Raw genomic sequence first — 26,133 nt, 5'->3', positions numbered from 1 at the left:
GCATCTTGATGTATATCATCATCATTGGTCTCGGAGGTATCGGCAGGGCCCTCGCAGCAATGTCTGTTGCAAATGGAAATTCAGTTGCAGTTATTGATCAGGACGAGGAACGCTGCAATGAGATTATCGACCATTATGATGTCCTTGCTATTGCCGGAAATGCAACCGACAAATCAATCCTTCTGGATGCAGGAATCGATCGTGCACAGGCACTCATTGCAACAACAAGTGACGACGCAGTTAACCTGATGGCCTGCTGGCTGGCAAAAAAATTCAATGTCCCAAATGTAGTCTCCATCGTAAACCAGAATGAACATTCCGAGATGTTCAAGGAGGTTGGCGTCCACATCAGTGAAAACCCTGATGAACTGGTGGCTGAACGCCTGTATTTCTGGTCAGAAAATACCGAACTTCACCAACTGGCATCAATACCCGGAGGATCCATCTTTGAAATCGATGTCGACAACAATGCTCCGATGATTGATCATGAAATCAAGGAACTTGATGTGACAGACTTTGTGTTCATTGCAATTAAACGCCAGAAAGGAGACATCATCATTCCAAGTGGCAAAGTGCGCATACGCAAAGGAGATAAAATCATTGTCTTTACGAAGAAGGATGCAGAAAAAGAGTGTCTGAATATTCTCAACCGGCAGCTGAAAAATTCAGTCTAACAGCCGTTTGAGGGTTCCAATATCTTTTAACAGCCACGGGTTGTATTTGACCAGTTCACGGATAAGATATTTGGTATCAAATATTTCCATATCTAGTTTATTCACCGAACTTACGATGGAATTCAGTTTTTCGTCCTTTAATTTAATGAAGATCTCTTTGACCTGATAATTACGTTTCAGGGCCTTCCCCATTTTAGAATTCCGCCACTCCGTATCATATTTGATCAGGGTTTTTTTACTGCAGTCTCCGGCTGCAATACTCTCTGCTGCTACCTCACCGGCCAGTTTTCCGGTATACATTGCATTGATTATGCCGCCGCCGGTTATCGGATCACTCAGTCTCGCTGCGTCACCGACAATAATGAGCCCGTCTGCCACCGTACATTCCAGTGGTTTGCAGGCAGAAACACCGCCGACAATTAACTCGATTATTTTCCCATTGGGAAGATGTTCTGCAATGAAGGCATCCAGATAATCTTTTGGCCGCTTGCCGTCTTTACACATCTTTCCGGAGATCCCAATGCCGACATTTGCCGTGCGGTCACCTTTAGAGAATATCCAGATATATCCTTCCGGGGCAACCTCACGCCCAAGATAAAACGCATTCAGGCCGGGGTCAATGTCAATATTGGTCATCAGGTACTGCACACAGGTTTCAATCTCCGCCATGGGAACAGTTGTGTTAATACCGCACCAGCGTGCAAACTTGGATTCAACACCATCTGCTGCAATGACCACATCAGCATATACATCAAATGTCTCTCCTCCATGCTCTATTGTTGCACCACATACCTTACCGTCTTTGATGATAGCACCGCTTGCACGCGACTTAACAAAAACATCACAGCCTGCATTTGCAGCCTTCCAGACCAAATCACGATCAAAGATTTTTCTGTCAAGGACATAGCCAACTTCATTGCCAGCCATCTCAGGGTTCAGTTCAAGAACCTGTCCATCAGGAGCAATAAGCTGAGCACCTTCAATCTTTGATGATATCCATTTGGGATCCAGATCAACCAGTTCTGATATTTCGTTACCCACACCCTCTGCACACCGCACAGGCGCACCGATTGCCGGGCGCTTTTCTACAATGCAGCAGGAAAGTCCCGCCTCTGCAACAGCCTTTCCGGCCATAGCACCACCAGGACCTCCTCCGATTACCAGAACATCGTACTTACTCTGCATTCTTCACCTCCAGAGCGCCAAGAGGACATATTCCGGAACATATCCCACATTCTGTACAGGTGTCAGGATCAACGGTAAGATACGCATCTACCAGTTCGAGTGCACCTTTCGGACAGACCGAAACACAGGCACCGCAGTAGCCGCAAACTTCCCTTTTGATGACAAGCATTTTGAATAATTTGGTCATTCGGAAGTATAACCCTTCCTTTCAGACTGCCTGAAAATTAAAACAGATCCATTAATTCTTACATGTGCCAGGGGGAAGGACGCACAAAACCCTCTGCAGTACCAAAGATCAACCGCATCCCAGCATCTATCCATAAAACCAATTTTCCGGATAATTTTCAATATGCAGAAATTATCCGGCATCCCGTACATATTTCCCTATAGATTCGCACATTTCCTGAGAAATCGCTCAGAGAATAATTAGAGGGGTGAACATAAATATCAACGCGCGTATAACCATCCTGTTTATATTAGCCGACACTGTCTCTCTTCCCCGCTATTGGTTACAATCCTATCCAGACATTGTCCCTCTGAGACATTCATCGGAAATGATCGGAAATGATTTCTGATATACATCGGCACGTCCTGAAAACCCCAATAATGGAGAGAAGGAGAGAAAATTAGAATGAACGTCTCGAGACCACAGAATGTCTGAGACCGGCGTCATATAATTGGCTTTCCGGAATTCATATTTATGCAGAAAATGTCTCCGGATATATCCAGAGTAATTATTTTCTGAAAACACGCAGGAGAGAGAAATTTCTACAGGCGGATCAACTTCCGGGCGGGATATGTGCCCATTTTGCACTTCCTACCCCGGAAAAATTATGCTTGTTATACCCCGGAATTTATACTGAGAGAGAAAAATACAAGTGCCATACTTGTCTCCCTCCATGCAGAGGAAAGAGGAACATGCGCATCATAATGTGAGAGGAGAACACCAACCCATCCGGTTCAGTAATACCTGCCCATACAAGCTGTCTGCATAAGGTACCTAATCCCAGAAATGGGAAATATCGAATTTTTCCCTATTCACGTGGCTGGCATATTCCTGACATCCCCGCCCATGGAGTCAAGACCAGCCCGAAAACCCCCGCAGTGCATAACAGATTCCAGGACACCTTCTCCCGGTGGAAAAGAGAGATACTACTTCCCGTATGTTCAGATATTATCCTACTAACCGGTAGAAAGATCTCCACAATTGCCGCTGCAACGCTATAAGATATCTACCATGGTGAGATGATGATCCATCTCTCCGCCTCCACCTCAATCGTCGGAACAATGAGGATGCCCCATCATTGTCCATGTTTCCCACAAAGAACGCTACCCGGAATGAACAGGGTCGCCTGCTCACAGAATACCTATGACCTTTGTTTTAGGCCTGCCCCAGAAAGGCAGACAGAAAACATCACTATTGAAACGACCACAAAAAAAGGAGAATGATTATGAATATCTGCGCTGATTGCCAGATCAGCCGATATAGCTGAGTTCTTCATCGGCCTTTGCATTCTCAAGTTCTCGAATCTTTTCAACAATCCCTTCCATCTCAACAGCACGTTCTTCCAGCTTCGTGTCGTCAATATCAAGGCCTGTCAGAACATTCAGGATACCAAGAACCGCATGTGCACTCTTGGGGTCAACAATGTACCCGGAGGTTTCCCCCATCAGGCACATCCCTTCGATTCCACGCTCAGCACCAAGACTCAGGAGAAGCCCCGAGGCGCCAATGATACCGCCACCCGGCTCATCATGTGAGAAAATTACCCCTGCAGTTTCAGCAGTCTCCCGCAGGTCAGAATTATTCACCGCTCCCAGTACCTGAATCTCGTCCTGCAGATGGCCGGTCCCATACCCACCAAGAGTATAAATTCGTTTTACTCCCAGTTCTTCTGCGACATCAAGATACGCATCTGCAAGCAGGTAATGCCCTTCAGGAGACCCACTCTGAACGTCGCCTACAAGAAACGCGATCGAGAGATCATCTTTACTAACCACATAAATTTCATTACAGGAAAGGCGCGCAACACCGGTTTCATCGATCAGCACCTGTGGAGGAAAGAATATTGATGTGATCTCTGCAATCTTTTCAGCGCCCAGTTCTTCAATCATATGCTCAGCAACAAGTTTTCCAACCTGCCCAACACCGGGAAGACCTTCAATAAGAATATCAGCATGATAGTCCTTATCCGTGAGCTTTTTTATACGAATATCATCCATAACGAATTCTCCGTCGATATTTACCATATCTGTCCTGCGGGGAATATCGTGCCGGATGTGCAGTCCGGGTCTGATTGCCACAGTGCGGACAAAAAAAATTGAGTGTATATGATCCGTCAGACGGACATCGTCGAATTCTTCCAACCATTAATTTTTACCAGAACGTGCTTTCCGGACAAATTCTCCGGTGCCGCCCGCACGTTCCACAACACCAACTGCGGCTTTCGCAACTTTGTTAATCGCCTTTTCAGCGGTCTTGTAGTCATGTGCAGTCACTTTCACACGGTATTTTGGGGCACCAACATACACCAGTTCAATCTCAACCCCCTCAATCGTTGGCTGAGCGCTGCGTAACGCACGACGAATTACATTCACTCCGTCCGGTTTGGTAGATGTAAGAATCAGATTTCCGGTAATGGTAACCTTGGATAGTTTTACATTTTCGTTCGCGACCGAGATCAGCGCATCTGAAACCTTTTTATCAAGGTTTAGGCGAGCGATCGTCCCGGACTCATCCGTGAGGACATCTTCAAATACCGGGAATAATGCCCCATACTCGCGATAAAATACACTCTGTATTGATTCCTCATCAGTTCCGGATGCCTTTGAGACAAACGAGATCCATTTCCGGGCTTTCTGCTCATTTTTCCATTCATGGATCTTCTCTTTACGCTGATGGTCATTTACATCCTTCAGCGAGAGATCGATATGGCCTTTGGATCTTTCAACATGGAGAACCTTGCATACAACCTTCTGACCTTCACGGACATAATCCCTGATGTGCTTAATCCAGCCCCGGGCAACCTCAGCAATAGGTATCAGGCCCTCACGTTCACCATATTCATCCAAGGTCACAAATGCAACAAAATCCTTCACATTTGTAACCGTGCAGACAACAAGTTCACCTTCGTCAGGCCACTCTCTCTCTAGCATAGGATTACTCACTCAACTCTTCGATAATCTCTGCATGAATCTTAGCGTTCCCGCCAGATGGTTCTGCAAGGACACTTCCACAGACAACACAGTCAACAGCTGTGCTTGCCCGCTGGAAGATAATCTGTTCATTTTCGCAGTCCTGACACTTTACTTTGTAGAAAGCGCTCCGGTTTTCTCTGTTGATACGTACCATTTCAATCACTCCACCAGTTCAAATTTACCAGCTTTTACGCCACGACGCAGATGAGCCTTGCCGCATACGGTGCAGCGGTATCTCACATTGATTCTCTTTGTAGGCTTGTCGCCACCAGGCACCTTTGAGAACTTTCCTCTGTTCCCGACTTTACCCCGGCGGTCTTTCTGCCTGTCGATCCAATGAAGATGCATATCTTTCCCGCGCTTCACCCTTTCGACCTCATGGGTCTCATGTTTCCTGCAATAAGGACAGTAGGTTTTAAATTTCGTTGGCATTTTCATGGAATAAGCCCCTTTATGTGGATATTGAATCCCAATATTATTTACTTACCTTAATATTTAAGGCTATGTTGCGTTCATAAAGTACCTGCGCATTCCTGAGAGGAAGCGAGACCAGGTCATCTTTAATAAGACTATATATTCTTCCGTCAGTCCCCATAAAAGGTTCGATATCATCAAGGACATGAACCAGGTCATACCCCCCACCGATCGGAACGGGGATTTCCGATTCACCGGAACACACCTCCCCCTCATCAGGGAGATCTGCCCCTCCGTCTTCCGACACCGACAGAGGAGTTTCCGGGACGGATTTCATCCTCTCAGCTATCGCGCCGTCGATCAGAGAGTGTCGGCAGGTTGAAATTGCTGCACGGATATCATCGTACATCTCCCGCTCTTCGGAGATCATCTTCCGAAGTTCCAGAGGGTCCACATAATGCGTATCCATCTGATTTATGGCCATCTTCAGGATTTTTTTGAACCTTTCACGGGAAATGTCATTCAACGTAACCTTAAGACTATCAATCTCATTCATGAGATCTGAGCCACGGTCAGTCAGAAAATTATCGATGGACTGTGCCTGGGAGTACAGTTCTCGCAACCGCTCCTGCGCTTTTTCAAAGATATCCGGAGATATCGTTGTGAGTTTTCCGCTTTCGCGTTCATCAAGAATAACAATCCGCAGATCTTCAAGCTCCATTCATCTGCTCTCCATTTCTGCTCATCAAAAATCCGGGGCAGTTATCTCCCCTATGCCCCTGCAGCACAGAAATACTGCCAATTCTTCAGGCACCCGGTTTACCCCTTTCTCAATAGTATATTCCTGACCCATCATAGGCATTGTGAGAGGGAACGGACATTCCACAGATACCATATTCCCACCAAAATCAACAACGGCATCAACAAGAGGATCAAACCGCTCAAGGTCCGCAACGGACGCAAGTTCTGTTACCCGGAACCCGGAACCACCATGCAGAGAACCAGGCGCCCGTATCAGTCGTTTAATATCGGTTGTAACCGGTTCATCGGTCAGAGCAGCCTGCGACCGGAGCAGCTGTTTCATAGGTTCATAATCCTCGCCGGTGAGAGCCCGAAGCGCATTATTCTTCATTAGAACCACCTGCGAAGAGAGATCGTTGACCGATGCGATGACCGCATCTATTTCATCAAAGAGCGAACGTGCCGAACCCTCACCCACGCCGCGCAGGGATGAGAGATATTTCACCCCGTCATGTGCTCCCATATCGCGGATACGCTGCAGTTCTTCCCGCAGGGAGGAACGATACCGTGCGGGCCACCCCCCTACCCCCCCCTGATGAGAGGTGAGCATGAACCCGGAATCAATACCAATAGCACAGACATAGTCTACCAGTTCACGCCGCTGTGAACTGCCCCATTCCCGACATTCTATATCCCGAATATGGATATGATACCCTCGGCCGCCTGAAAAGACCAGTGCCAGACTCCTTTTGGAAAATCCAAGTTCATCTGTGAGCATGTCAATAAGTTTCAGGGTTTCTTCTTTCACCCGGGTAAGCATGACATCATAAGATACTTTCTGGACAATGTGATCTGCATCAAGATCAAAGATCAGATCCGCACCCACCCAGTTTTTGTCATTCATCGTCGGAGCTGACGGCAATTCATAGTACGCCGTGGAAAAATACATATGACGGGGCACAGTCGCCCGGACATAGGATGCCAATTCCTCACGTGACTGAAATGCCATATGACGACGCATTGAGAACTTTGACGTTTCGTCAAACGGAATAAATCCCCATTCACGCTCCCGAAGAGATGGGGGCACAAACACCTGAGCGTGTGCATAATACGCAGCGAATTTTTGACGGATATATTCACGGGTAGCAGGATTCATCAGACCCTCTTTACCATATATGGCCCTGAACGTTCATATCCGTGCCTGGCATAATATGGCCGGACACCGATACCACTCATGACGGCAACCGAGCGATATCCCGCTGATGCCGCCATCTCTTCTGCCTGCTGCAGGAGGCATGCCCCATACTGCCGGTGCTGCCACTCACGTGTTTTTGTTCCACTTTTTTTCAGGGGGACAAGAGAGCCGTATACATGCAGTTCACGGATAAGAGCACATCCGGACAATTCAGCACGCCAGGGATTACCCGGATACCGCAGACGAATAAATCCAATGAGAGAATCAGCGGCCACAGCGGAGATAAAATGCTCCGTTCCCCCACAACACTCATACGTCATCGTCTCAATTACTGCATCACCGCTTACCGGGGCGCGTCCTGCTTCTCTGCAGCGGATACACCGGCAGTTTTCACCCCCCTCCTGAAGCCGTTTCATGGTAAGCTGACGGAAATTGCTGTGATGCGAACCGGATACAATCAGCCGTGCCGGGATGTCACGCTGGACACGCTGGAGGCGGGTATATTCCGGAATACATGATTTGCCAAAGGCAATGAGGTCAATCAGGTCGTCCTCCGGATATGTTACATACCCTCCTGCCTCCCACAAGGCTTCAATCTCTGAACCCGGAGTGACAAGTGTCGGATAAATCTTGAGGAAATCCGGTCGGTATGAGGGATTACGGTAGAGTTCTTCAAACATCCACCGGTCATCCTCCATCGTTGCTGAAGGGAGATTCGGCATGACATGAAAACCAACCTTAATTCCGGCATCCCTGAGCAGAGTATTTGCAGAGATACTCTCCGCAACCCCATGCCCACGACGATTATACTCAAGGATATCGTCTTTTAGCTGCTGAACACCCAGTTCAACCTTCGTTACCCCAAGGGAAAGCATACGATCGATATGCTCTTTTTTGCACCAGTCCGGACGCGTCTCAAATGTTGCAGCAATACACCGCGCTTTTGCAGTCTCATTCCTGTGACACAGTTCTTCATACGTGGCGCCGTCATCGGGAAGGACATCACCCCCATACTCATTCATAGCACGGATGCACGAACCCATAAATGACTGCTGATAAACAGGATCCCGGGCTGTCATCGTCCCCCCCATAACAATCAGCTCAACCTTGTCAATATGATGGCCCAGTTCTTCGAACTGTAAAATTCGCTGGCGCACCTGCACATATGGATCGAACGCATACTGACGACCGCGGAGTGCCGCAGGTTCTTCGCCGGTATAGCTCTGGGGCGATCCAAACGGATGATCAGGCCCACCCGGACAGGGCAGGCATATACCATGCGGACACGGATGTGGAGAAGTCATCACTGCAACAGGTGCCACACCAGAGAGCGTCCGCGTGGGTTTAACCTGAAGGATGGTACGCATCGCTTCATATTCATCATCAGCCGCGGCTGCAAGTATCGATGAATTTTTCGGAATCTCAGACAAGTGGTATTTTTTTGCAACCTCTATCTTTATCTTCTGAACATCTGCAGAAGAAATTCCTGGAAAAGAGAGCCGGGAAATGATTTCCCGGAGAACATCATTGTCCTGCATACCGTTTACTGACCGGCAATAACCTCATCAGGAGTCGAATACTCCTGATAATCAAGTGAAGCAAGACCCTTGGACTTCAGATATGAAACAAGTTCATCGCCCAGCATGAGAATTGCCTCCTTATGGCAGGATTTATTTTTATGAATGTGCACCGGTGAGATGGAAAGACCATCATATCCGGCTGTGCAAACCTCGTCCCCGTACGTCGCTTCATAGTACTTTTTCACATGGACAAAGAGCATGTGAAGATGTAGTAGTTCCTCTTTCTGCACCAGATCACCAATCCTTAGAATTACTACTAATCACGAGAACATATAGTTTATTGGTGATCTTTATATCGCAGATTTCACGTGCAATTGCGGCACTCGCCGGACTGGCTCTCGGAGATGCATTTGGTGCGCCGTATGAAGGAGGTCCGCCACCGGAACATAGCATCCGTGAAACAGGATATTTCGGATTAAATCCGATAATGTATGGCCAGTTTACGGATGACACAATGCAAACACTCTCAATATCAAAATCAATCATCAAATGCAGATATTTTGATGAATATGATGCAATAATGGCTCTAATTCATGAATTTGATCGGGATTCACAATTCTACGGTCCAACCTCACGAGAGGTCTTTGGTCGGATCAAAAACGGATGCGCTCCACTGGAAGCTGCACAGACGCTCTTTGAAGAGACGGGAGGTGGCCGGACAAACGGCAGTGTAATGCGGGGCGTACCCATTGGAATTGTCTACCCTCCGGAAAATGTCAGGGCATACAGCATTGCCGCATCAAGGATCACTCATTTTCACCCCGTTGCATGTGAAGCATCAGCAGCATTCAACACTCTGATCTCATGTCTGATCCGGGGAGACAATCTTCCCCACGCAGCAGAGAGGGCATACAATACCTGTGAAAACCATGACGTGCGTGAGCGGATTATTTCCCCGGAACACTTCCCGCTGAACCCATCCATGGATGCACTTGATACCCTTCACGCGACATTATCTATCGCTCTTCATGCACAATCGTTTACCGATGCCGTCACCCAGGCAGTAATGCTGGGAGGAGATACAGACACCATTGCCGCCCTCGCCGGCGCGCTGAAGGGCGCCGAATATGGTTTAGAAGCATTGCCTCGCGAATGGCTCCAGAAGACGGAAGGAATGAATGAGGTAATCGCCTGTGGGAAGTCACTCTGGATAATGAAAAAAGATTGATTAATACGGGCTCAGAAGAACCTGTTTCATCCGTTTTCCAAGCTCACAGGCAATAACAGCCTCGTCATCAATCGAAGCAATTCGGTATCCATCACCGGAAACAATGCCTTCGGGATTACAGAGATCAAAATTGGCACAGTCGCTTTGTGTGCAGCCTGCCTCATAGGTTACAGTAGAATTCAGGATTGCACGTTCTGCCGGCACTGCTGTAGGTATCTCAGATTCAACCACCTCCACTGTATACGCTCCGTCCATATGGACATGGCAGGTATGGAGTGTTGTTGTCCGTATTCCCACAATCCGGTACCGCCGATGGGGCCGAAGATTGTGGCAGACTTTCCTGAGCCTGCAGCCCTCACATTCGCGGACCTCTCCCCGATACACAAATTCAACCCCCTCCCGTGCGAGGGTCTTCCCCACCAGCGTAATCTTTGTGCGTTCGCCTTTTTCAGTCATTTTTATTCCTCATACAGCATAGCAATCAGTTCCCGAGCGACCTCTTCCGTCACACCCATATCAAGAATGGTAAACCGTTCCGGACGGATAGTATGGGCAAGGACAAGAGCCTGCGCAGCAGAATAGTCATCAATCCCCATCTCCTTCGGCGTTGTCGGCGCCCCAATCTTTTTCAGAGAGGTTCGGATACCTCTCCAGTCACCACCATGAAGATACATGGTGATAATTGACCCAATACCGCACTGCTCACCATGCAGTCCTTTTCCCGGAGCAATCTGATCAAGGGCATGACTGAATTTGTGTTCTCCACCCGATGCGGGGCGGGATGAACCTGCGATACTCATTGCTACACCCGATGAGAGCAGTGCTTTAACGACGGTCCATGCGCTCTCCTCAGAATGTGGTTTAATGAGATCAGCATTTTTACTGATGATCTCTGCAGTCATTCGTGCAAGTGCTATTGCATACTCAGAAACGGGCTCTCCCCGCAGGCGGTGGGAAAGTTCCCAGTCAAGAATGGCAGTATAGTTAGATATCACATCTGCACACCCTGCCGCAAGGAGACGGTGGGGTGCTGCAGCGATAATGCCCGTATCAGCAATGAGTGCGATAGGAGGGTTTGCCTCCAGTGATACACTCCCTCCTTTCACCGGTACGGACGCACGCGATGATGCAATACCATCATGAGATGCCGCTGTAGGGATACTGATGAACGGCCGACAGCAGTTGTATGAAACAATTTTTGCAGTATCAATGACCTTGCCGCCCCCCACACCGATAAAGACATCAACACCGCTCCCTGCCTCTTCCGCCTCAGAAATGATCTCCGGCGTTATAGTATCGACAATAAAGAGCTCAGCATCCATCACCTCCCGAACCAGTGAAAGAACCTGGCTGCCTGCAACATCCATAGTCCCCTTCCCACTGAATACAAGCGCAGAGCCGGATACCTGAAGGTCCTCGCAAACCTTTGGCAGCTGCGCGAGCACATCATGACCTATAATAACATCACGTGGCAGCTGCATCCATTTTGATTTATCCAAAACAGGTGTTTTGAGTAATTTTATACCGTCAGGACTCATGTACTATCATTAAATGATCTGGGATTTTATATACAAATATTACGTTGGTCCAACATTAAATGGTGAACCCTATACTATCGTCGATACACTCACCTATGCACTCATCCTCATTCTTGCCGTTTATCTGGTATACCGGTGGCTGAAAAAGACGGGTATTGATATTGATCAGGAGTTTATTGTATCAACCATCCCATTCGTCGTTCTCGGAGGATTACTGCGGGTTGTTGAAGATACGGGAATTATCCCCCGGCCATGGAATGTCATTTTGGTAACGCCAGTCATCTTCTTTGTCGTCTTCTTCATCACCGTTACCTTGCTCGTCATTGCAAGAACACTTGAGAAAAACGGTCTGATTGCATCATACACCAGAGGTTACGCAGCGGGGGGAATATGCGCCTGTATCATAACAGCAGCAGTTCTGGTATATTTTGGCATCACAGAGACACGCATCGCGCTTGGAGTGCTCGTAACAATTCTTGCAATGGCAGCGGTTTCATCAGCAGCGGTCTGGAGTCTGCTCCGGTATGGTCTAAAATGGTCTTTTGCCGACGATATTCTCTATAAACTGCTTATTTTTGGCCACATGCTTGATGCAAGTGCTACCAGTTTTGGTATTGACCTCCACGAACTGACGTATGTTGAAGTCCATGTTGTGGGGTCCCACCTGATAGAAGCCACAGGCACAGCATTTTCGATGTTCGCGCTGAAACTTGCGGTAATAATCCCTGCCATTTATGTGCTTGAAATGTACAGAAAAGAAGGAAACAGCCAGTTATGGCACCTGATCATTCTTGCAATGATTGTTGTCGGCATGGCACCGGGCATCAGGGATATGGTACGGATGATACTCTATGTTTGATCGGAGATACCTAAGGGCTGCACTCATTACCGCAGCGATCCTCATTCTCACCGGAATTCTCGGCGGTTTTGCCGTCCATACGGACGAGTCCATCGGAGAAGAACTGATTTCCCTGATGAACGAAGAGGTGTTCGAAGATATTGAATCCGAAAACCCGGCCGTTGTTGCGGCAAATATCTTTGCAAACAATACCGAAACATCTGTCATTCTTTTCATCGGCGGAGCATCCTTTGGTCTGATCACAACCCTGATTCTCTCCGTAAACGGATTTGTGATCGGCCTTGTTGTCGAATACGTTCGGCAGGAACAGGGACTCTATGTAATTCTTGCAGGAGTACTCCCGCATGGAATATTTGAGATCCCCGCACTTGTACTCGCAGGCATGTTTGGTCTGCTACTTGGAGAAGAACTCTGGAAAGAATTGCATGGCACCGGGGATGCCATCTCTGCGGCACAGGAAAACGGCAAACGATTCCTCGCCTATGTTCTCCCCCTTCTTGGAATTGCAGCGATTATAGAGGGGTTTATTACGCCAGAAATCATACAGTTATTTATCTAGGTGAATGAGATATGCAGGAAGATAAAGGCGCACTCCCGGCGAAAGAAACATTCAGTGAATGGTACAATGACATTCTCTGGCAGGCAGAAATAATGGATGTCAGGTATCCGGTGAAGGGCGTTTATGTCTGGTACCCACATGGATTTGCCATGCGAAAGGCAACCTATGCAATCCTCAGGGAATTACTGGATAAAGACCATGATGAGACTCTATTTCCGCTCTTGATCCCGGAAAATGAATTCATGAAGGAAGCAGAGCATATCAAAGGATTCGAAGAGGAGGTATACTGGGTCACCCACGGCGGAACGAGTGAACTTGACGTTCCACTTGCACTCCGTCCCACATCCGAGACGGCTATATACCCCATGTATGCCCTGTGGGTCAGATCTCATGCAGATCTTCCGATAAAACTCTACCAGATCGTGAATACATTCCGCTATGAGACAAAACATACCCGTCCACTCATTCGCCTGAGAGAGATAACTTCATTCAAGGAAGCGCATACCGTCCATGCTACCTGGGAAGAGGCTCAGGCACAGGTCAATGATGCAGTGGACCTATATCGTACATTCTATGACCGGCTTTGTGTCCCGGTCATCGTCTCACGCCGTCCGGAATGGGATAAGTTCCCCGGTGCGGATTATACCCTTGCAACCGATGCCATTATGCCCGATGGAAAAACCCTTCAGGTTGGAACAGCCCATCATCTGGGTGACCATTTCTCCCGTACATTTGATATCACCTACGAGGACGCACAGGGAGAACAGCAGCTCGCATACCAGACCTGCTATGGTATATCAGAACGCTGCATTGCGGCACTCATCAGTATGCATGGTGACGACAAGGGACTGGTTCTTCCACCGGCTGTCGCGCCCGTGCAGATTGCGATTGTTCCTATCATCATAAAAAAGCGTGAAGAAGAGATCCGGTTAGCAGCAGAAAAACTTGAGATGGAACTAACAGAGGCCGGTTTCAGGGTAAAAACAGATTTCCGGAGCCTTCGGCCCGGTGCAAAATATTATCACTGGGAGATGCGCGGTGTGCCACTCAGGATAGAGATTGGTCCGCGTGATATTGATAATGGTGTAGTCATGGCTGTGACGCGGCTGGGAGAAAAGAACACCGTCACGAGAGATGCACTGATACCTGAAGTAAAAGCCATAATGGAACAGTTTACAGGACACCTGAAAGAACGGGCAGAACAGAAGGTGCAGGAACAGATAATGTCCGTGTCTTCTCTGGAAGAAGCGCGTGAGGCGGCAGGCAAGGGCGTGGCTGTCATCCAGTGGTGTGGATGTAAGGAATGTGCCACCTCCATTGAAACAGAGATTGACGTCAGTGTTCTGGGTACCGATGTCCAAAGCGCATATATCGATGATACTGAAGGCACATGCATCATCTGCGGGAAACCAGCACGCCCGGCAATTATTGCACGGACCTATTAATTCTTTTTTCCAAGGAAAAATTGCTGCAACGCAGATTAATCCGTTGAGAGAGCTTTCTCACAAAGAGAGAAGATCCAAATTCAGGAAAATATATTATCCCGGCATAACCGGACTTATTTCCCCGACACACAACGATATCAATTGTTGAAACCTCCATTCCCCCGAACAGCACCAGAAACACCACATTGTATGACGATAAAGGCCTCAATCATTTCTTCGCCCACCCCTCCCGGAATTATCACGATGAACACAGATAGATACTCTGATCTTCCCGGAGCAGATATTGAGGATACTACCCCCCGATGAATATCACACCCCCAAATCAAAGGAAAATATCTGCGCGAAATTATTGCCAACGAAAACCAAATAATCCCGCTCCCGATTTTGTGATTCAGATAAGGTGCCAGAGCATATCATCCCCTGAAAATGTCTTCTCACCCATAGACTCAAAGAAGAGACGAGCAGTTTTCTAAACGACACCACACAGACATCCACATTCCGGTTTACTGACCGGAACAATATCAAAGGTACTTCACCGACAGGGATTATGAGTGCACTGAGAATGAAAATTCAGATTGGAGGAAAAGTGTCTAAACCGTTATTTCATCCAATTGAGCGCACGATCCAAAAAATGAAAACTGTAGTGACCCGGTATCTCCGCCACCAAAGAGGACAGATCGATATTTGACATACCAGTATTTATATTTTTTTATAATTTGGCCAAACACCCATCATAAGTCGAACCCAACCACAATCCAATATATAATAGTTCCCACCACATACAACTGACAAATTAGTCCATCAGAAATACTGCCGCTGCAATGACAGTTGTCCAGTGCCCCTCATCTCCCACAACTGCACTCTTTGTCATATTCATGGTGCGCTTAAGTGCGCTATCCGAGAGGCTGGCAAACATATCCTCTGCAAGTTTCTCCGCATATCTTCCGGATTGTTCCGGACCCTGACCAAATGAGTGATGCTCGGTAAAGTAGCCCCAGTGGGATTCCATATCTTCCGGGATTGCAACCCCAATAGATGCGGATATCCTTCGGTGAGGTTCATTGGACGAGAGGCGCGAAAATACCGTAAAGACAATACTTCCCGGGTGCAGATCGGGAAGTGCCTCCCCCTTCGAGATAATTTTGCATTTCGGGGGCAGTATAGAACTTACCGTAACAAGATTATAGCATTCAATCGATGCATCCCGCAATGCCATCTCAAATGACGTCAGTTCATCCGGACTACGGCCAGCACCACAGGTAAAAAATACACGTTTTGGTACAAATCTATCGCTCATATTCACCACCAAATAAGTATACACGTTTGGTGGCGAGTTCAGATAAAATAAATTGAACACGCAGCCGAACACCATTATATTCGCAGAGATAAATATCGATAGAATTCATAATAACAAAAAAAGAGTAAGTCCCGGTTCACTCAGCCTGAGTCACTGGCGGATTATATACCCTTGCGGCAAGGTCCTTATCAATCATGAAGAGAATGCTCTTCCCCGCTTCATCGCTGACCATCCTCAACTGTTCGAGAACAGTATGTGCATTGTCCTCCTCTTCAACCTGTTCATCCACAAAGTACTGCAGCATGTTATATGTTGCATGATCACGCTCTTCAAGTGCAATCTCAACAAGATTGTTGATCTTTGCAGTAACGGACTGTTCATGCGCATACTGAAACTCAAATGCCTTTTCCGGAGATTCCCAGGAAGAAGGGGGGGCATCAATACTCTGAAGCTCAATAACTCCGCCACGGGCAAGTACATAATCATAAAATTTCAGTGCATGGTCACGTTCTTCCATCGCCTGAATCCGTTCCCAGTTTGCAAACCCCCGCAGTCCAATTGAATCATACCATGCCGACATGGAAAGATACAGATAGGAGGAATACAGCTCCCATTTTATCTGCTCATTGATTGTCTCAAGAATTCTCTGATTCATCATCTCATCACCTCGAATGACGTCAACACTGCTCATTAACAATGCGTAACATAAATACCTATGCATTGAAAAGGCAGAATTTATTTACGTTCTTCAATGAAACGCAGAATGAACCCCTTTTTATCAGTATATCTCTGACGAGAGAAAGGAGTACCTACATGGAAGATATCCCGTTCCTCATGAAATACCACCCCCAGAGGGATATTTCCGGAATCTTCATAGGAATATTCCCGCACCAGACGACAGGCTGCATCAAAATCTTCAGGATTATGATCAAGAGGAACATACACCTGGCGATCATACTCCTTTGTTTTATCCAGAAAACTTGCACAAATCTGAAGGATGTCAATACAGGAAAAACCTGGATGCACGATGCCATCATAAATCAGTCCTTTCAGCTCCTCCTGTCGCCGGCTGTATCCCCGCGCAATATAACTACAACCGACCGATAACAGTAGTTCAGGAGGATTCAGCGCGATTCCCTCTCTGGAATCAGGATTCGACTTTCCGTGATACTCCAGAGGCGAGGTTGGTGTTACCTGCCCCTTCGTCAGCCCATATACACGATTATTGTGCACAAGAACAGTCATATTCACATTCCGTTTTGCTGCAAACAGCAGATGAGCAATACCTTCCGCATATGCATCGCCGTCCCCCACACAGCAGATCACAAACAGGTCAGGACGGGCAATGCAAATCCCTGTCGCAAATGAAACCGCCCTCCCGTGAAGAGCATATAATGAATTTACATTCAGGTAATCTGCCATCTTTGCGTGGCATCCGATACCCACAACAAGAACAATATTTTCGCGAGGAACTCCCTCTGATTCCAGACGCAGAATAACGTCTTTTAATGCATGCTGTATGGCAAAATTGCCGCATCCCGGGCACCAGGTATTTTGGGCATCGGTAATAAGCCCTTTCGTCATCCAACCAGCCCCCACAGGTCTTCGATCAGTTGATCGATTGCAGATGGCCTTCCATCAAAACGCGGGAGACGAATATCGACCGGAATACCATGCGCCTCACAGATATCCGCGAGTTGACCGGAATAGTTATCCTCAAGAAGAAATGTCATCACAGAACAACAGGTCGCTGCAGTCATCTCAGATGCTGGAAACGGATGCACAACAATTGGCTGAACCGATTTTATTCCCATAACCTGTGCTGCCTCACGGCAGAGTGGTGCATTTGAACCCCAGGATATAAGACAGATATCAGAATCCGGATTGCCTCCAATCAGGACCGGTTTCAGCTGTGAAACACTATCTTTCATGGAGGGAATCTTTTTCATCTGCTTGCGTGTCATCGATGCAAGCTGCATCCCATCGTCAACTGATATTCCCCACTCGTCATGTGACTTGCTGTTCCCTTTAATGACAGCCCCAAAAAGAGGGGGAGATGCATAGGGAGATATGCCATCTTCAGTATCACGATATCTCTGATACTCTTCCGTCCCTTCCCACAAATGAACTGAAACAGGCCGGCTGGCCGGTATCCGTTTCTGCAGCATATCCGGAGGAACGGTGTACACCCCTTCTGAAAGGGTATTATCTGTCAGCAGAATGGAGGGTACCTGAAACTGCCAGGACAGCGACAATGCATGCCCCGCCCAGACATATGCCTGTTCAGCATCCCCGGGAGCAATTACAAACCGGGGAAATTCACCATGACCTGCATGAATTGCAAAATGAAGGTCTGACTGAGCGGTATATGTGGGAGTGCCGGTAGAGGGACCGCTCCTCTGTGCAAGCACAATGGTTATCGGAATTTCTGCCATTCCTGCCATAGAGAGTGCTTCAGTCATCAGGCAGAAACCACCACCTGATGTGCCAACAGCAGCCTTTGCCCCGGCATATGCCATTCCCTCTGCCATCGTAATCGCCGCAATTTCGCTCTCCGGCTGAAAAACCTGTATACCAGTCTCACCGGAAGCATCCGCCATGAAATGAAGAATACCCGTTGACGGACTCATCGGATAGGCAATATATCCGTCCAGCCCGGCAGAGAGCAATCCAAGAGAGACTGCATCATTTCCGGAGAGAAGAATACCCGGAGATTGTGACAGGCGCTTCAGTTCTTTTTTCTCACTCTGCATCCGGAATGCATCCCTCGCAATCGCCAGGTTTTTTTGTGTGAATTTGCGCATTTCTTGTGAGATTACATATCCACAGTCATCCCAGTCCATACCAATGGCAGACGCCAGAGCACCGATCATCGCTGTATTTTCCATGACATGCATCCCGTCATTCCTTGCAACAATACTCTTCAGAGGGATCGCAGAACCGGTATCGGATCGCACCGTATCGGAGTTATAGATGACCAGGGCGTCGCGTTTGCAGTGGTGCCGATGAAGGCTGAGCGTGGGAGAGTCCATTGCAAGAAGAATATCAATTCCTGAACGGTGTGTTCCCACCGGATACGTGCTGGCACGAATGAGAGAAAAATTGTGGCCGCCACGAATCAGTGACGGATAGTCATAATGCATATATGCATAATACCCCAGTTGGGTAAACATGCGGGCAATTGTCTGACCTGCACGGTTAATTCCTGACCCTGCCTTTCCCCCAATTAGTACCGAACACCCATCCATCGATAACAACTCCCACGTTCTGCATGCCTATGAAAAGAGATAATAGTTCTGTCCGGGAGCCCTCCCTCACTGCACAATAGCCACCGCCTCTTCATCAAATGGATTGGTCCTAAGGGCAAGCGAATACATATAGGGATAGTTATTTTTGAGATACTCCATGTACCGAATCCATTCTGAGACAAGTTCTTTATACACACGGTTGATATCCCCCCCGATATGCTGGCAGTCACTTTCAGGAAGGCATTCAAACCCGGGACGGCGCTGTAACTCTTCATTCAGATGAAATACAGCACGTAAAAGCTCTGTAAACGTCTGATTCTCGAGGAGGACAGGGTTTTCAAGCATACGAAGAAGAAAATCACGTTTCTGCATCAAAAACAGGTCCAACTCTGCAAAATCTACTTCATCCCAGTTCACAGAGAACGGATAATCTTCAATTGATTTTAACACCGCGCGAAACCGGTCATCACCCCATTCATCGCTAATGATGAGCTTGTTTCGCAGAACAGAAACATCTTCATCAAAATCAGAAAATACTACCAGAAGGTGATTACCCACCTCGGCAAAAAATGTCCCGATGACCACATTGAGTTTCTGCATTTTTTCCTGCGTTGAGCGGATTGTCAGCAGGCGGTTTAGGACGACAGTTACCAGAAGGACACTGATAGGAAGAAAACCTATGGAATTAAAGAGGTAATCTATCGTATTTTCAGGATTATGTAGCACGAGCATCTTTGTTGAATAAATAGCGACCGATGCCGCCACCAGAAAAAGTGCAAGTTTCATTTCCCAGCTGAATAATTTTGCCATATTGTTATACTACTCCCGGATACTGGCATTCCATACCAACACCACTCACCGAAGGTGTCCGATAAGAATATATACAGCATTTCCGAATGAAATGATATGATTAAAAAGGTATCAATTATTCTAATTGTTCTTTTCATTGGAATGATATGTATTGCCGGATGTACTTCCGACTCTGGGGAGACTACGCCCACACCCACGGTCCTGCCTGTTGAAACGACCGCATCTACAACGAGCGCCCCGGCACCGGATTTGATGCCCCAGCCAACCGATGTTGTGCCAACAACACAGTTTGTGGAAGTAGCCGCTTCAAAAGACCCGATAACAGGCGATATTACCGTCACATTCAGGGGCGGAAAAGGTCAGGATCAGGTCAATGACATCAAAGCGACAGTAATTTCAGCCAGTGGCGCCACAACCACCAAATACATCGAGCCAAATGTCAATGCGGAAGCAGTATTCACTGTGGACGATGGCGAGGCAACAAAAGGAGAGGACAGGATTATGGTCACTGTTTCCTTCTACGACGGAACGAGTTACAAAATCTACGATGACACCCTTTCCCGAAGCAGGACCACAAACTAAAAACCGGTTACTCCCCCCCATCCTTTTTTTTGACACTCCAACACAGAAGAATCCCATCATCAATTCGTTTTGCATCCTTGAGAACAAGAGAGGGAAAATCAGCTTCATTTATGAACCCATCCCCATCTGCAGGAGTGGGAGCATCTGCGCCGCCAATGATGACATTTCCAACACAGGTATACAATTCATCAACAAGACCCTCTGCAAAAAGAGACCAGATCAGCGTGCCGCCCCCCTCCACCATAAGACTCCGGATTCCAAGAGTTCCCAGGTATTCCAAAAAAGCAGACATATCCACCCGTTCATCGCCAAACACCTGAATATCCGCATATTCAGAGAGAAGAGCAGTCTTTGCAGGGTCTGCAGAATTGGAAACAACAATAATCCTTCTTCCGGGGCCTTTGTGGAGGATATCCGCATCTACAGGTGTTCTTGCCCTGCTGTCAATGACAATACGTACAGGATTTTCATCCCGCCCATCATCTGCCCGCTCCTTTCTGAGCGTGGCATCCTTCACCGTAAGAGAAGGGTCATCTGCGAGTACGGTCCCTATTCCCACCATAATCGCATCTGACTGCGATTTTATCAGGTCGACACGCCTGAAATCCGCATCTCCGGAAATTCGGACCTGTCTGCGTTCTATTGTTGAAAGTTTCCCATCAGCACTCATTGCCAGATTGACAAACACATGAGGGCGCATATACTAGAGTTTATTCATGCCCGGATTTAGCCATATTGGTATCAAACCCCGACGTTTCGCATTCAATAAGGACAAGAGAGAGGGAGTTAATACAATACCGCTTTCCGGTCGGTGGCGGACCATCGTCAAAAACATGTCCAAGGTGGGCCCCACATCGACGGCATAGAACTTCTGTACGCCTCATCCCAAGTGACCTGTCTTCAGACAATTCGATGTTATCCCGGCAGACAGGTTGTGAAAAACTCGGCCATCCCGTACCCGAATCAAATTTGTCACCGGAAAAGAAGAGATGGGTCCCACAGCAGACGCACGCATATATCCCTTTTGTATGGCATTCGGTGTATTTTCCACTGAAGGGAGGCTCTGTACCTTCCTTCCGTGCTACAAGAAACACATCCGGAGAAAGAATCTCACTCCATTCCTTATCGGACCGCCATATATGTGTTGTCCTGTACATCGCACCTGCACACGCATCAAACAGCAAAAGGGCATTATTCCGGATCATGCATACTCCTGCCCATACCAGAATAAAAACCATTGCACGACAGGAGAAACATGCCCAAGGGAACTGCAGTGATGAAAGAATATTAGAAAGAACAGTAACCTTACAAAACAATCCCGTGAAAAACGAGTGCCTCAGGCCGGATTTGAACCGGCGACAACCAGATCTTCAGTCTGGCGCTCTCCCAGTCTGAGCTACTAAGGCTTGGGTATTAACATTGCACGCACATGGCAATAAATCCTCCTATTTGATTTCAGAGAGACTTACTCAGTCTATTTATCTCCCCACCCCAAAACATTATCAGATACTATGGGGGAGAAAAAGGGAAATTCTAACTCAAAGAGAGATAATCTTCTGAAAGCCGTTTCTGAACGCAAATCAGAGATTGTTCACCTTTCGCACAATGACCTTGACGCAGCAGGATGTGATGCAGTTCATCGCATGAAATACAGTGAAATATTCACGATATGGTCATCAGTCGGTTCGTTCCCGTCAATGCTGCGCGACATCAGTGCACTGCCGGGAAAAGGGCACCTCCTCAGCATATCTGACCTGGGATACTGCAAAGACGCAGATAAACTGGTGGAGAAAGCCGTAAAAAACGGATGGAGGATCTGCTGGCGTGATCACCACCGGTGGACAGACAAGGAACTATGCAGTATAGAGAATACCGGTGCAATCTGTATTGTAGACACCACCCGGTGTGCCACCGCGATATGTGCAGGGGACCTTATGCCCGGTGATACAATAGCAGAAGAAGTCGCCCGTGTTGTCTGCGACTATGACCTTTGGAAACATAATGACCCACGCGCAAAGATGCTGGGCCAGATTTGTACAAAACGTGTTAACCTCAATCCGGTCCGCGACAGACTTACCAAAGGCATCATCACAGATGACTGGATTAATGAAGAATACCGGAATATTGAAACTGAGCGGAAGGATGCAATTAAAAAGAGCATCAGAGGAATGAAAATTATTGAATCCCGGTACCGGGTTGCATTTGCTCCCCTTCATGGATATCCCAGCGAAACGGCTCATGAGATACGGGACGAGTTCAATACCGACATTGAAGTAATATATGGAAAGAACGGGAGATTTTCCATCCGTTCTGTACCTCCCATCAGTCATCTTATTGCACGAAAATTCTCCGGTGGAGGTCATCCTCCTGCCGCAGGCGGCACATTCACATTTACCCTAAAAGATAAAATGTCCCTGTTATTCCTGAAAAAATCGAGATGCTTCAATGAACTGGTCCAGGTGGCAGATACTGCAACAGCAGAATAAATACCAACATTGAATATTTTTCCAAAAACACAATTCATAACATATAATAAATATCTCTGCAAAAAAAAGTCTGATGAATCACAAAGGATTGGGATTGGTTCTTGTTCTCATCATTGCAGTGGCAGTCGCATTTGCTGGCTGTACATCATCTGAAGAGACTCCTGCGCCAGCGCAGGGAGATGTACCGGAAACAACCATATTTATTGTTGGAATTGATGGAGAGTATCCTCCATACAGTTACATTGACTCGGAAGGAAATCCTCAGGGATTTGACGTCGAATCAGTCAGGTGGATCGCAGAAAATCAGGGATTTGAGGTTAAAATCCAGCCAATGGCTTGGGACGGCATCATTCCGGCACTCGTGAACGGCAAGATCGACATGGTCTATTCCGGATTGACAATCACTGACGAACGGAAGGAAAAAGTGAACTTTTCTATCCCGTACTGGGTGGTAAACCAGTCGGTTGCAGTCCAGGAAGACTCCGGATACACCCTTGATGACTTCAAGAACGGAACGCTCGTTATTGGTGCACAGCGCGGCACCACCGGTCAGATGTGGGTTGAAAAAAATCTCATTGAAACCGGCCTCATGTCAAAGGATAACCTGAAAACCTATGACAATTTCCCACTGGTTGCAGAGGATCTGAAAAACGGACGTTTAGATGCAGCAATCTACGACAAACCTCCCATGCTGGATGCAATTGCAGGGAAACCCATTGTTATCGTAGGGGAAATTAACACTGGTGAAGAGTATGGTGTGGCCATCCGGAAGGGTGATGTCGACCTCTTAAACTCCATGAATGAGGGCATCACCACACTCATGGCAGACCCATACTGGGAAGAACTGAAGATAAAGTACGAAATGGCCGAGTAAAAGACAGAAATTGTGGAGAAATAAACTCCACAACTTCTATTGCATACGACCGCACACTATTTTGTAAAGGCATGATGTGCTATGTATATACACAGCATTACATGCGTTTAGGAAAAACGGGATTTCAAGTGTTGTAATAATGGATTTCTCAGCAGTAATTACAGAATGGTTCCCATATCTTATAGGGGGAATCTTTGCCACCCTCGGACTTGTCGGATCTGCACTGCTTCTGGGTGTGCTCTTTGGCCTGCCAATGGCAGTCGCACAGGTATATGGCAAACGTCCAATCCGTTTTCTGGTCGGCATTTTTGTTTGGTTCTTTCGTGGTCTCCCGGTTCTTGTCCTGTTATTCCTCTTCTACTTCGGCATCTTTCCGGGACTGGGAATGGACGTTCCGGCATTCTTTGTAGGTGCTACCGTGCTCGGGCTGAGAGGGGCCGCCTACCAGTCACAGATATTCCGCGGTGCAATCCAATCCGTCAGCGAGGGACAGATGATTGCAGCACGTTCTGTAGGAATGACAAAACTTCAGAGCATACAAAATGTCATACTTCCCCAGGCGGTACGAGTAGCCCTTCCGGGATGGTCAAATGAGTACCCCAACATCCTTACTGATTCTTCAATCTGTTACGCAATCGGGGTAATGGAACTTATGACACGGACATCACAGATCGTCTCACAGACCTACATAACGATGCCGATTTATCTTCTCTGCGCAGGCATATTCATTCTCCTGAACTATGCAGGTATGAGAGTACTTCACCAGATTGAGAAGAAGATAGAGATCCCAGGATTCGGAACAGGAGCTGCATAATATGGACAATACAGAAACAATACTCAGAGTTGAAAATATTCACAAATCTTTTGGAGATCTTGAGGTACTGAAAGGAGTATCATTTGAGGTAACAAAGGGAGAAACCATTTGTTTCATTGGCCCTTCCGGTACCGGGAAGAGCACCCTTCTGCGCTGCATTAACCTGCTGACCCAGCCGGATCAGGGTACGGTATGGCTTGGCGACAAAGAAGTCACCAACTCCGGAAAGAATATCAATCATTTCAGGCAGAAAATCGGAATGGTCTTCCAGAATTTTTTCCTCTTTGATCACCTGACAGCAGTCCGCAATGTGGAAGTAGCACTCATCAAAGTCAAAGGAATGAATCCAAAAGAGGCCAGGGAAAAAGCACTCTATGAACTCAGACAGGTGGGTATGGAAGAGTGGGCAGAGCACTACCCTGCAGAACTATCGGGCGGTCAGGCACAACGTGTCTCAATCGCACGTGCCCTTGCAATGGACCCCGATGTCATCCTCTTTGATGAGCCGACGTCTGCCCTTGACCCGGAACTGACACGCGAAGTTCTGGAAGTCATGAAGAAACTGGCACATGCCGGGATGACAATGCTTGTTGTAACCCATGAAATGGGATTTGCCTGTAATGTTGCAAACCGTATCATGTTCATGGAACACGGAGAGATCAAAGAACAGGGTTCACCTGACGAACTTATGAGCGAAACGAAGTTTGAGCGCTGCAAGAATTTCATAGGTCAGTTCAACGACATCAGTGGTGACTAAAGCAATGGACCAGGCAGAATTCTTATTCCAGATACTCCTCCCTGTCCTTATGGACGGATTGGCAGTTACCCTGAAACTGATCGTGCTCACTGCCCCTTTTGGCCTTGTTCTTGGCATTCTTGTCGCTGTCGGACGAGTATACGGGTCAAAAAACATCTCACTTATCTGTAAAGGTGCTGTCGCATTTATCAAGGGTACACCACTTCTGTTGATGCTCTTCATCCTGTATTTTGGCCTTCCCTCTGTTGGAATTACACTGTCAGCATTTATGGCGTCACTGGTCGGTTTTGTCATGTGTAATGGTGCTTACAATTCTGAATATATCAGGGGTGCAATCAGTTCAATAAAAGAAGGACAAATAATTGCAGCACAGGCCCTTGGCATGACAAGGATGCAGGCAGTCCGCCACATCATTCTCCCCCAGGCACTCATACGGGCTATACCGGGACTTTCAAATGAATTTATTTATCTCATCAAATATTCGTCCCTTGCCTACATGCTCACCGTCATTGAACTGACAGGTGCAGGAAAAATGGTTGCAACAAAATACTTTGAATACACCGAAGTATTCGTGATTGTAGGAGCAATCTACCTGCTTCTGGTCACCATTACAACAATTGCGGTTATGCTCATTGAAAGAAAAGTAGCAGTTCCGGGAATGACACAGTCAGGCAGAAACATGCTTGATATTCTCTGAAAATCCAACCGA

Annotated in this window: 31 protein-coding genes and 1 tRNA gene; 11 read left to right on the top strand and 21 right to left on the bottom strand. The window is 47.3% G+C overall.

The window, feature by feature from the left end:
- Nucleotides 1–8: 8 nt before the first annotated feature.
- On the top strand, nt 9–674 hold the full coding sequence (locus OU421_RS10185; RefSeq protein WP_268185989.1) for a potassium channel family protein: 666 nt from the start codon (nt 9–11) through the stop codon (nt 672–674).
- On the opposite strand, the gene OU421_RS10180 is transcribed toward OU421_RS10185, so the two are convergent.
- The 11 genes from OU421_RS10180 to OU421_RS10130 all read right to left on the bottom strand — a co-directional run bounded on the left by OU421_RS10180 (nt 666) and on the right by OU421_RS10130 (nt 9,217).
- Nucleotides 666–1,859 carry an NAD(P)/FAD-dependent oxidoreductase gene (locus tag OU421_RS10180; protein WP_268185988.1) on the bottom strand — a complete coding sequence of 398 codons (1,194 nt, stop codon included), beginning with the start codon at nt 1,857–1,859 and terminating at the stop codon, nt 666–668. The two genes, OU421_RS10185 and OU421_RS10180, sit on opposite strands and share 9 nt — an antisense overlap.
- Nucleotides 1,849–2,028, bottom strand: coding sequence for a 4Fe-4S binding protein (locus OU421_RS10175; protein WP_268185987.1), 180 nt, complete (start codon nt 2,026–2,028; stop codon nt 1,849–1,851). The genes OU421_RS10180 and OU421_RS10175 overlap by 11 nt, the downstream gene beginning before the upstream one ends.
- 1,307 nt (nt 2,029–3,335) lie before the next feature.
- Entirely contained in the window at nt 3,336–4,082 is a 747-nt protein-coding gene (locus tag OU421_RS10170) for a proteasome assembly chaperone family protein (RefSeq protein ID WP_268185986.1), read from the bottom strand.
- Nucleotides 4,075–4,230, bottom strand: a complete 156-nt coding sequence (locus OU421_RS10165) for an RNA-protein complex protein Nop10 (protein ID WP_268185985.1) — start codon at nt 4,228–4,230, stop codon at nt 4,075–4,077. The genes OU421_RS10170 and OU421_RS10165 overlap by 8 nt, the downstream gene beginning before the upstream one ends.
- Nucleotides 4,230–5,015 carry a translation initiation factor IF-2 subunit alpha gene (locus OU421_RS10160; protein ID WP_268185984.1) on the bottom strand — a complete coding sequence of 262 codons (786 nt, stop codon included), beginning with the start codon at nt 5,013–5,015 and terminating at the stop codon, nt 4,230–4,232. Before OU421_RS10160 ends, OU421_RS10165 begins: the two co-directional genes overlap by 1 nt.
- A gap of 4 nt (nt 5,016–5,019) precedes the next feature.
- Nucleotides 5,020–5,211, bottom strand: coding sequence for a 30S ribosomal protein S27e (locus OU421_RS10155; RefSeq protein WP_268185983.1), 192 nt, complete (start codon nt 5,209–5,211; stop codon nt 5,020–5,022).
- A 5-nt stretch (nt 5,212–5,216) separates the two neighbouring features.
- Entirely contained in the window at nt 5,217–5,495 is a 279-nt protein-coding gene (locus OU421_RS10150) for a 50S ribosomal protein L44e (RefSeq protein ID WP_268185982.1), read from the bottom strand.
- A gap of 37 nt (nt 5,496–5,532) precedes the next feature.
- Nucleotides 5,533–6,192, bottom strand: a complete 660-nt coding sequence (locus OU421_RS10145; protein ID WP_268185981.1) for a hypothetical protein — start codon at nt 6,190–6,192, stop codon at nt 5,533–5,535.
- A gap of 24 nt (nt 6,193–6,216) precedes the next feature.
- Nucleotides 6,217–7,368: a DNA primase catalytic subunit PriS gene (gene priS, locus OU421_RS10140; RefSeq protein WP_268185980.1), complete on the bottom strand. Its 1,152-nt coding sequence runs from the start codon at nt 7,366–7,368 to the stop codon at nt 6,217–6,219.
- Complete coding sequence (locus OU421_RS10135) at nt 7,368–8,945, bottom strand: tRNA uridine(34) 5-carboxymethylaminomethyl modification radical SAM/GNAT enzyme Elp3 (protein ID WP_268185979.1); 1,578 nt, start codon at nt 8,943–8,945, stop codon at nt 7,368–7,370. Before OU421_RS10135 ends, priS begins: the two co-directional genes overlap by 1 nt.
- Before the next feature lie 5 nt (nt 8,946–8,950).
- A complete protein-coding gene (locus tag OU421_RS10130; protein ID WP_268185978.1) occupies nt 8,951–9,217 on the bottom strand; it encodes a UPF0058 family protein in 267 nt (88 codons plus the stop codon).
- 53 nt (nt 9,218–9,270) lie between these two features.
- Here OU421_RS10130 and OU421_RS10125 point away from each other — a divergent pair, with 53 nt between their 5' ends.
- Nucleotides 9,271–10,155, top strand: a complete 885-nt coding sequence (locus tag OU421_RS10125; RefSeq protein WP_268185977.1) for an ADP-ribosylglycohydrolase family protein — start codon at nt 9,271–9,273, stop codon at nt 10,153–10,155.
- Here the strand turns inward: OU421_RS10125 and OU421_RS10120 are convergent, their stop codons facing one another.
- Nucleotides 10,156–10,611 (bottom strand): UPF0179 family protein, encoded by a 456-nt coding sequence (locus OU421_RS10120; protein WP_268185976.1) that lies wholly within the window; start codon nt 10,609–10,611, stop codon nt 10,156–10,158.
- A gap of 2 nt (nt 10,612–10,613) precedes the next feature.
- Complete coding sequence (locus tag OU421_RS10115; protein ID WP_268185975.1) at nt 10,614–11,693, bottom strand: NAD(P)-dependent glycerol-1-phosphate dehydrogenase; 1,080 nt, start codon at nt 11,691–11,693, stop codon at nt 10,614–10,616.
- A gap of 13 nt (nt 11,694–11,706) precedes the next feature.
- On the opposite strand from OU421_RS10115, the gene OU421_RS10110 reads away from it, so the two are divergent.
- The 3 genes from OU421_RS10110 to proS are packed head-to-tail and all read left to right on the top strand — an operon-like array spanning nt 11,707 to nt 14,556.
- A complete protein-coding gene (locus OU421_RS10110) occupies nt 11,707–12,552 on the top strand; it encodes a DUF63 family protein (RefSeq protein WP_268185974.1) in 846 nt (281 codons plus the stop codon).
- Nucleotides 12,545–13,111 (top strand): stage II sporulation protein M, encoded by a 567-nt coding sequence (locus OU421_RS10105; protein WP_268185973.1) that lies wholly within the window; start codon nt 12,545–12,547, stop codon nt 13,109–13,111. Before OU421_RS10110 ends, OU421_RS10105 begins: the two co-directional genes overlap by 8 nt.
- Nucleotides 13,112–13,122: 11 nt before the next feature.
- The gene (gene proS, locus OU421_RS10100; RefSeq protein WP_268185972.1) at nt 13,123–14,556 is read left to right on the top strand and encodes a proline--tRNA ligase; all 1,434 of its coding nucleotides are present in this window, start codon (nt 13,123–13,125) and stop codon (nt 14,554–14,556) included.
- Between the two features lie 793 nt (nt 14,557–15,349).
- Here proS and OU421_RS10095 read toward each other — a convergent pair.
- The 5 genes from OU421_RS10095 to OU421_RS10075 form a co-directional block, all read right to left on the bottom strand.
- Nucleotides 15,350–15,853: a pyruvoyl-dependent arginine decarboxylase gene (locus tag OU421_RS10095; protein WP_268185971.1), complete on the bottom strand. Its 504-nt coding sequence runs from the start codon at nt 15,851–15,853 to the stop codon at nt 15,350–15,352.
- Between the two features lie 136 nt (nt 15,854–15,989).
- The gene (locus OU421_RS10090; RefSeq protein WP_268185970.1) at nt 15,990–16,544 is read right to left on the bottom strand and encodes a ferritin; all 555 of its coding nucleotides are present in this window, start codon (nt 16,542–16,544) and stop codon (nt 15,990–15,992) included.
- Between the two features lie 44 nt (nt 16,545–16,588).
- Nucleotides 16,589–17,437: a thiamine pyrophosphate-dependent enzyme gene (locus OU421_RS10085; RefSeq protein ID WP_268185969.1), complete on the bottom strand. Its 849-nt coding sequence runs from the start codon at nt 17,435–17,437 to the stop codon at nt 16,589–16,591.
- Nucleotides 17,434–19,101, bottom strand: a complete 1,668-nt coding sequence (locus OU421_RS10080; RefSeq protein ID WP_268185968.1) for a 2-oxoacid:acceptor oxidoreductase subunit alpha — start codon at nt 19,099–19,101, stop codon at nt 17,434–17,436. Before OU421_RS10080 ends, OU421_RS10085 begins: the two co-directional genes overlap by 4 nt.
- 66 nt (nt 19,102–19,167) lie before the next feature.
- The gene (locus tag OU421_RS10075) at nt 19,168–19,911 is read right to left on the bottom strand and encodes a hypothetical protein (protein ID WP_268185967.1); all 744 of its coding nucleotides are present in this window, start codon (nt 19,909–19,911) and stop codon (nt 19,168–19,170) included.
- Between the two features lie 96 nt (nt 19,912–20,007).
- Between OU421_RS10075 and OU421_RS10070 the strand changes: the two genes are divergently transcribed.
- Nucleotides 20,008–20,493 (top strand): hypothetical protein, encoded by a 486-nt coding sequence (locus OU421_RS10070; protein ID WP_268185966.1) that lies wholly within the window; start codon nt 20,008–20,010, stop codon nt 20,491–20,493.
- Between the two features lie 7 nt (nt 20,494–20,500).
- Here OU421_RS10070 and OU421_RS10065 read toward each other — a convergent pair whose 3' ends face one another.
- From OU421_RS10065 to OU421_RS10055, 3 genes are all read right to left on the bottom strand, one after another.
- Nucleotides 20,501–21,193, bottom strand: a complete 693-nt coding sequence (locus tag OU421_RS10065) for a 2,5-diamino-6-(ribosylamino)-4(3H)-pyrimidinone 5'-phosphate reductase (RefSeq protein ID WP_268185965.1) — start codon at nt 21,191–21,193, stop codon at nt 20,501–20,503.
- 10 nt (nt 21,194–21,203) lie between these two features.
- Nucleotides 21,204–21,650, bottom strand: a complete 447-nt coding sequence (msrB, locus tag OU421_RS10060; RefSeq protein WP_268187905.1) for a peptide-methionine (R)-S-oxide reductase MsrB — start codon at nt 21,648–21,650, stop codon at nt 21,204–21,206.
- A 175-nt stretch (nt 21,651–21,825) separates the two neighbouring features.
- Nucleotides 21,826–21,899, bottom strand: a tRNA-Phe gene (locus tag OU421_RS10055).
- A 105-nt stretch (nt 21,900–22,004) separates the two neighbouring features.
- Between OU421_RS10055 and OU421_RS10050 the strand changes: the two genes are divergently transcribed.
- The 5 genes from OU421_RS10050 (at nt 22,005) to OU421_RS10030 (ending at nt 26,121) form a co-directional block, all read left to right on the top strand.
- A complete protein-coding gene (locus OU421_RS10050) occupies nt 22,005–22,979 on the top strand; it encodes a phosphoesterase (RefSeq protein ID WP_268185964.1) in 975 nt (324 codons plus the stop codon).
- A gap of 73 nt (nt 22,980–23,052) precedes the next feature.
- Nucleotides 23,053–23,853, top strand: coding sequence for a basic amino acid ABC transporter substrate-binding protein (locus OU421_RS10045; RefSeq protein WP_268185963.1), 801 nt, complete (start codon nt 23,053–23,055; stop codon nt 23,851–23,853).
- A 139-nt stretch (nt 23,854–23,992) separates the two neighbouring features.
- On the top strand, nt 23,993–24,667 hold the full coding sequence (locus tag OU421_RS10040) for an amino acid ABC transporter permease (protein ID WP_268185962.1): 675 nt from the start codon (nt 23,993–23,995) through the stop codon (nt 24,665–24,667).
- Between the two features lies 1 nt (nt 24,668).
- Complete coding sequence (locus OU421_RS10035) at nt 24,669–25,424, top strand: amino acid ABC transporter ATP-binding protein (protein WP_268185961.1); 756 nt, start codon at nt 24,669–24,671, stop codon at nt 25,422–25,424.
- Nucleotides 25,425–25,428: 4 nt separating this feature from the next.
- Nucleotides 25,429–26,121 (top strand): amino acid ABC transporter permease, encoded by a 693-nt coding sequence (locus OU421_RS10030; RefSeq protein ID WP_268185960.1) that lies wholly within the window; start codon nt 25,429–25,431, stop codon nt 26,119–26,121.
- The last annotated feature ends 12 nt before the right edge of the window (nt 26,122–26,133 follow it).

This window comes from Methanogenium organophilum (genome assembly GCF_026684035.1).
GTDB classification, from domain to species: domain Archaea; phylum Halobacteriota; class Methanomicrobia; order Methanomicrobiales; family Methanomicrobiaceae; genus Methanogenium; species Methanogenium organophilum.
The sequence above is the reverse complement of the archived record's forward strand: the minus strand, read 5'-3'. Positions and strand labels throughout refer to the sequence as shown.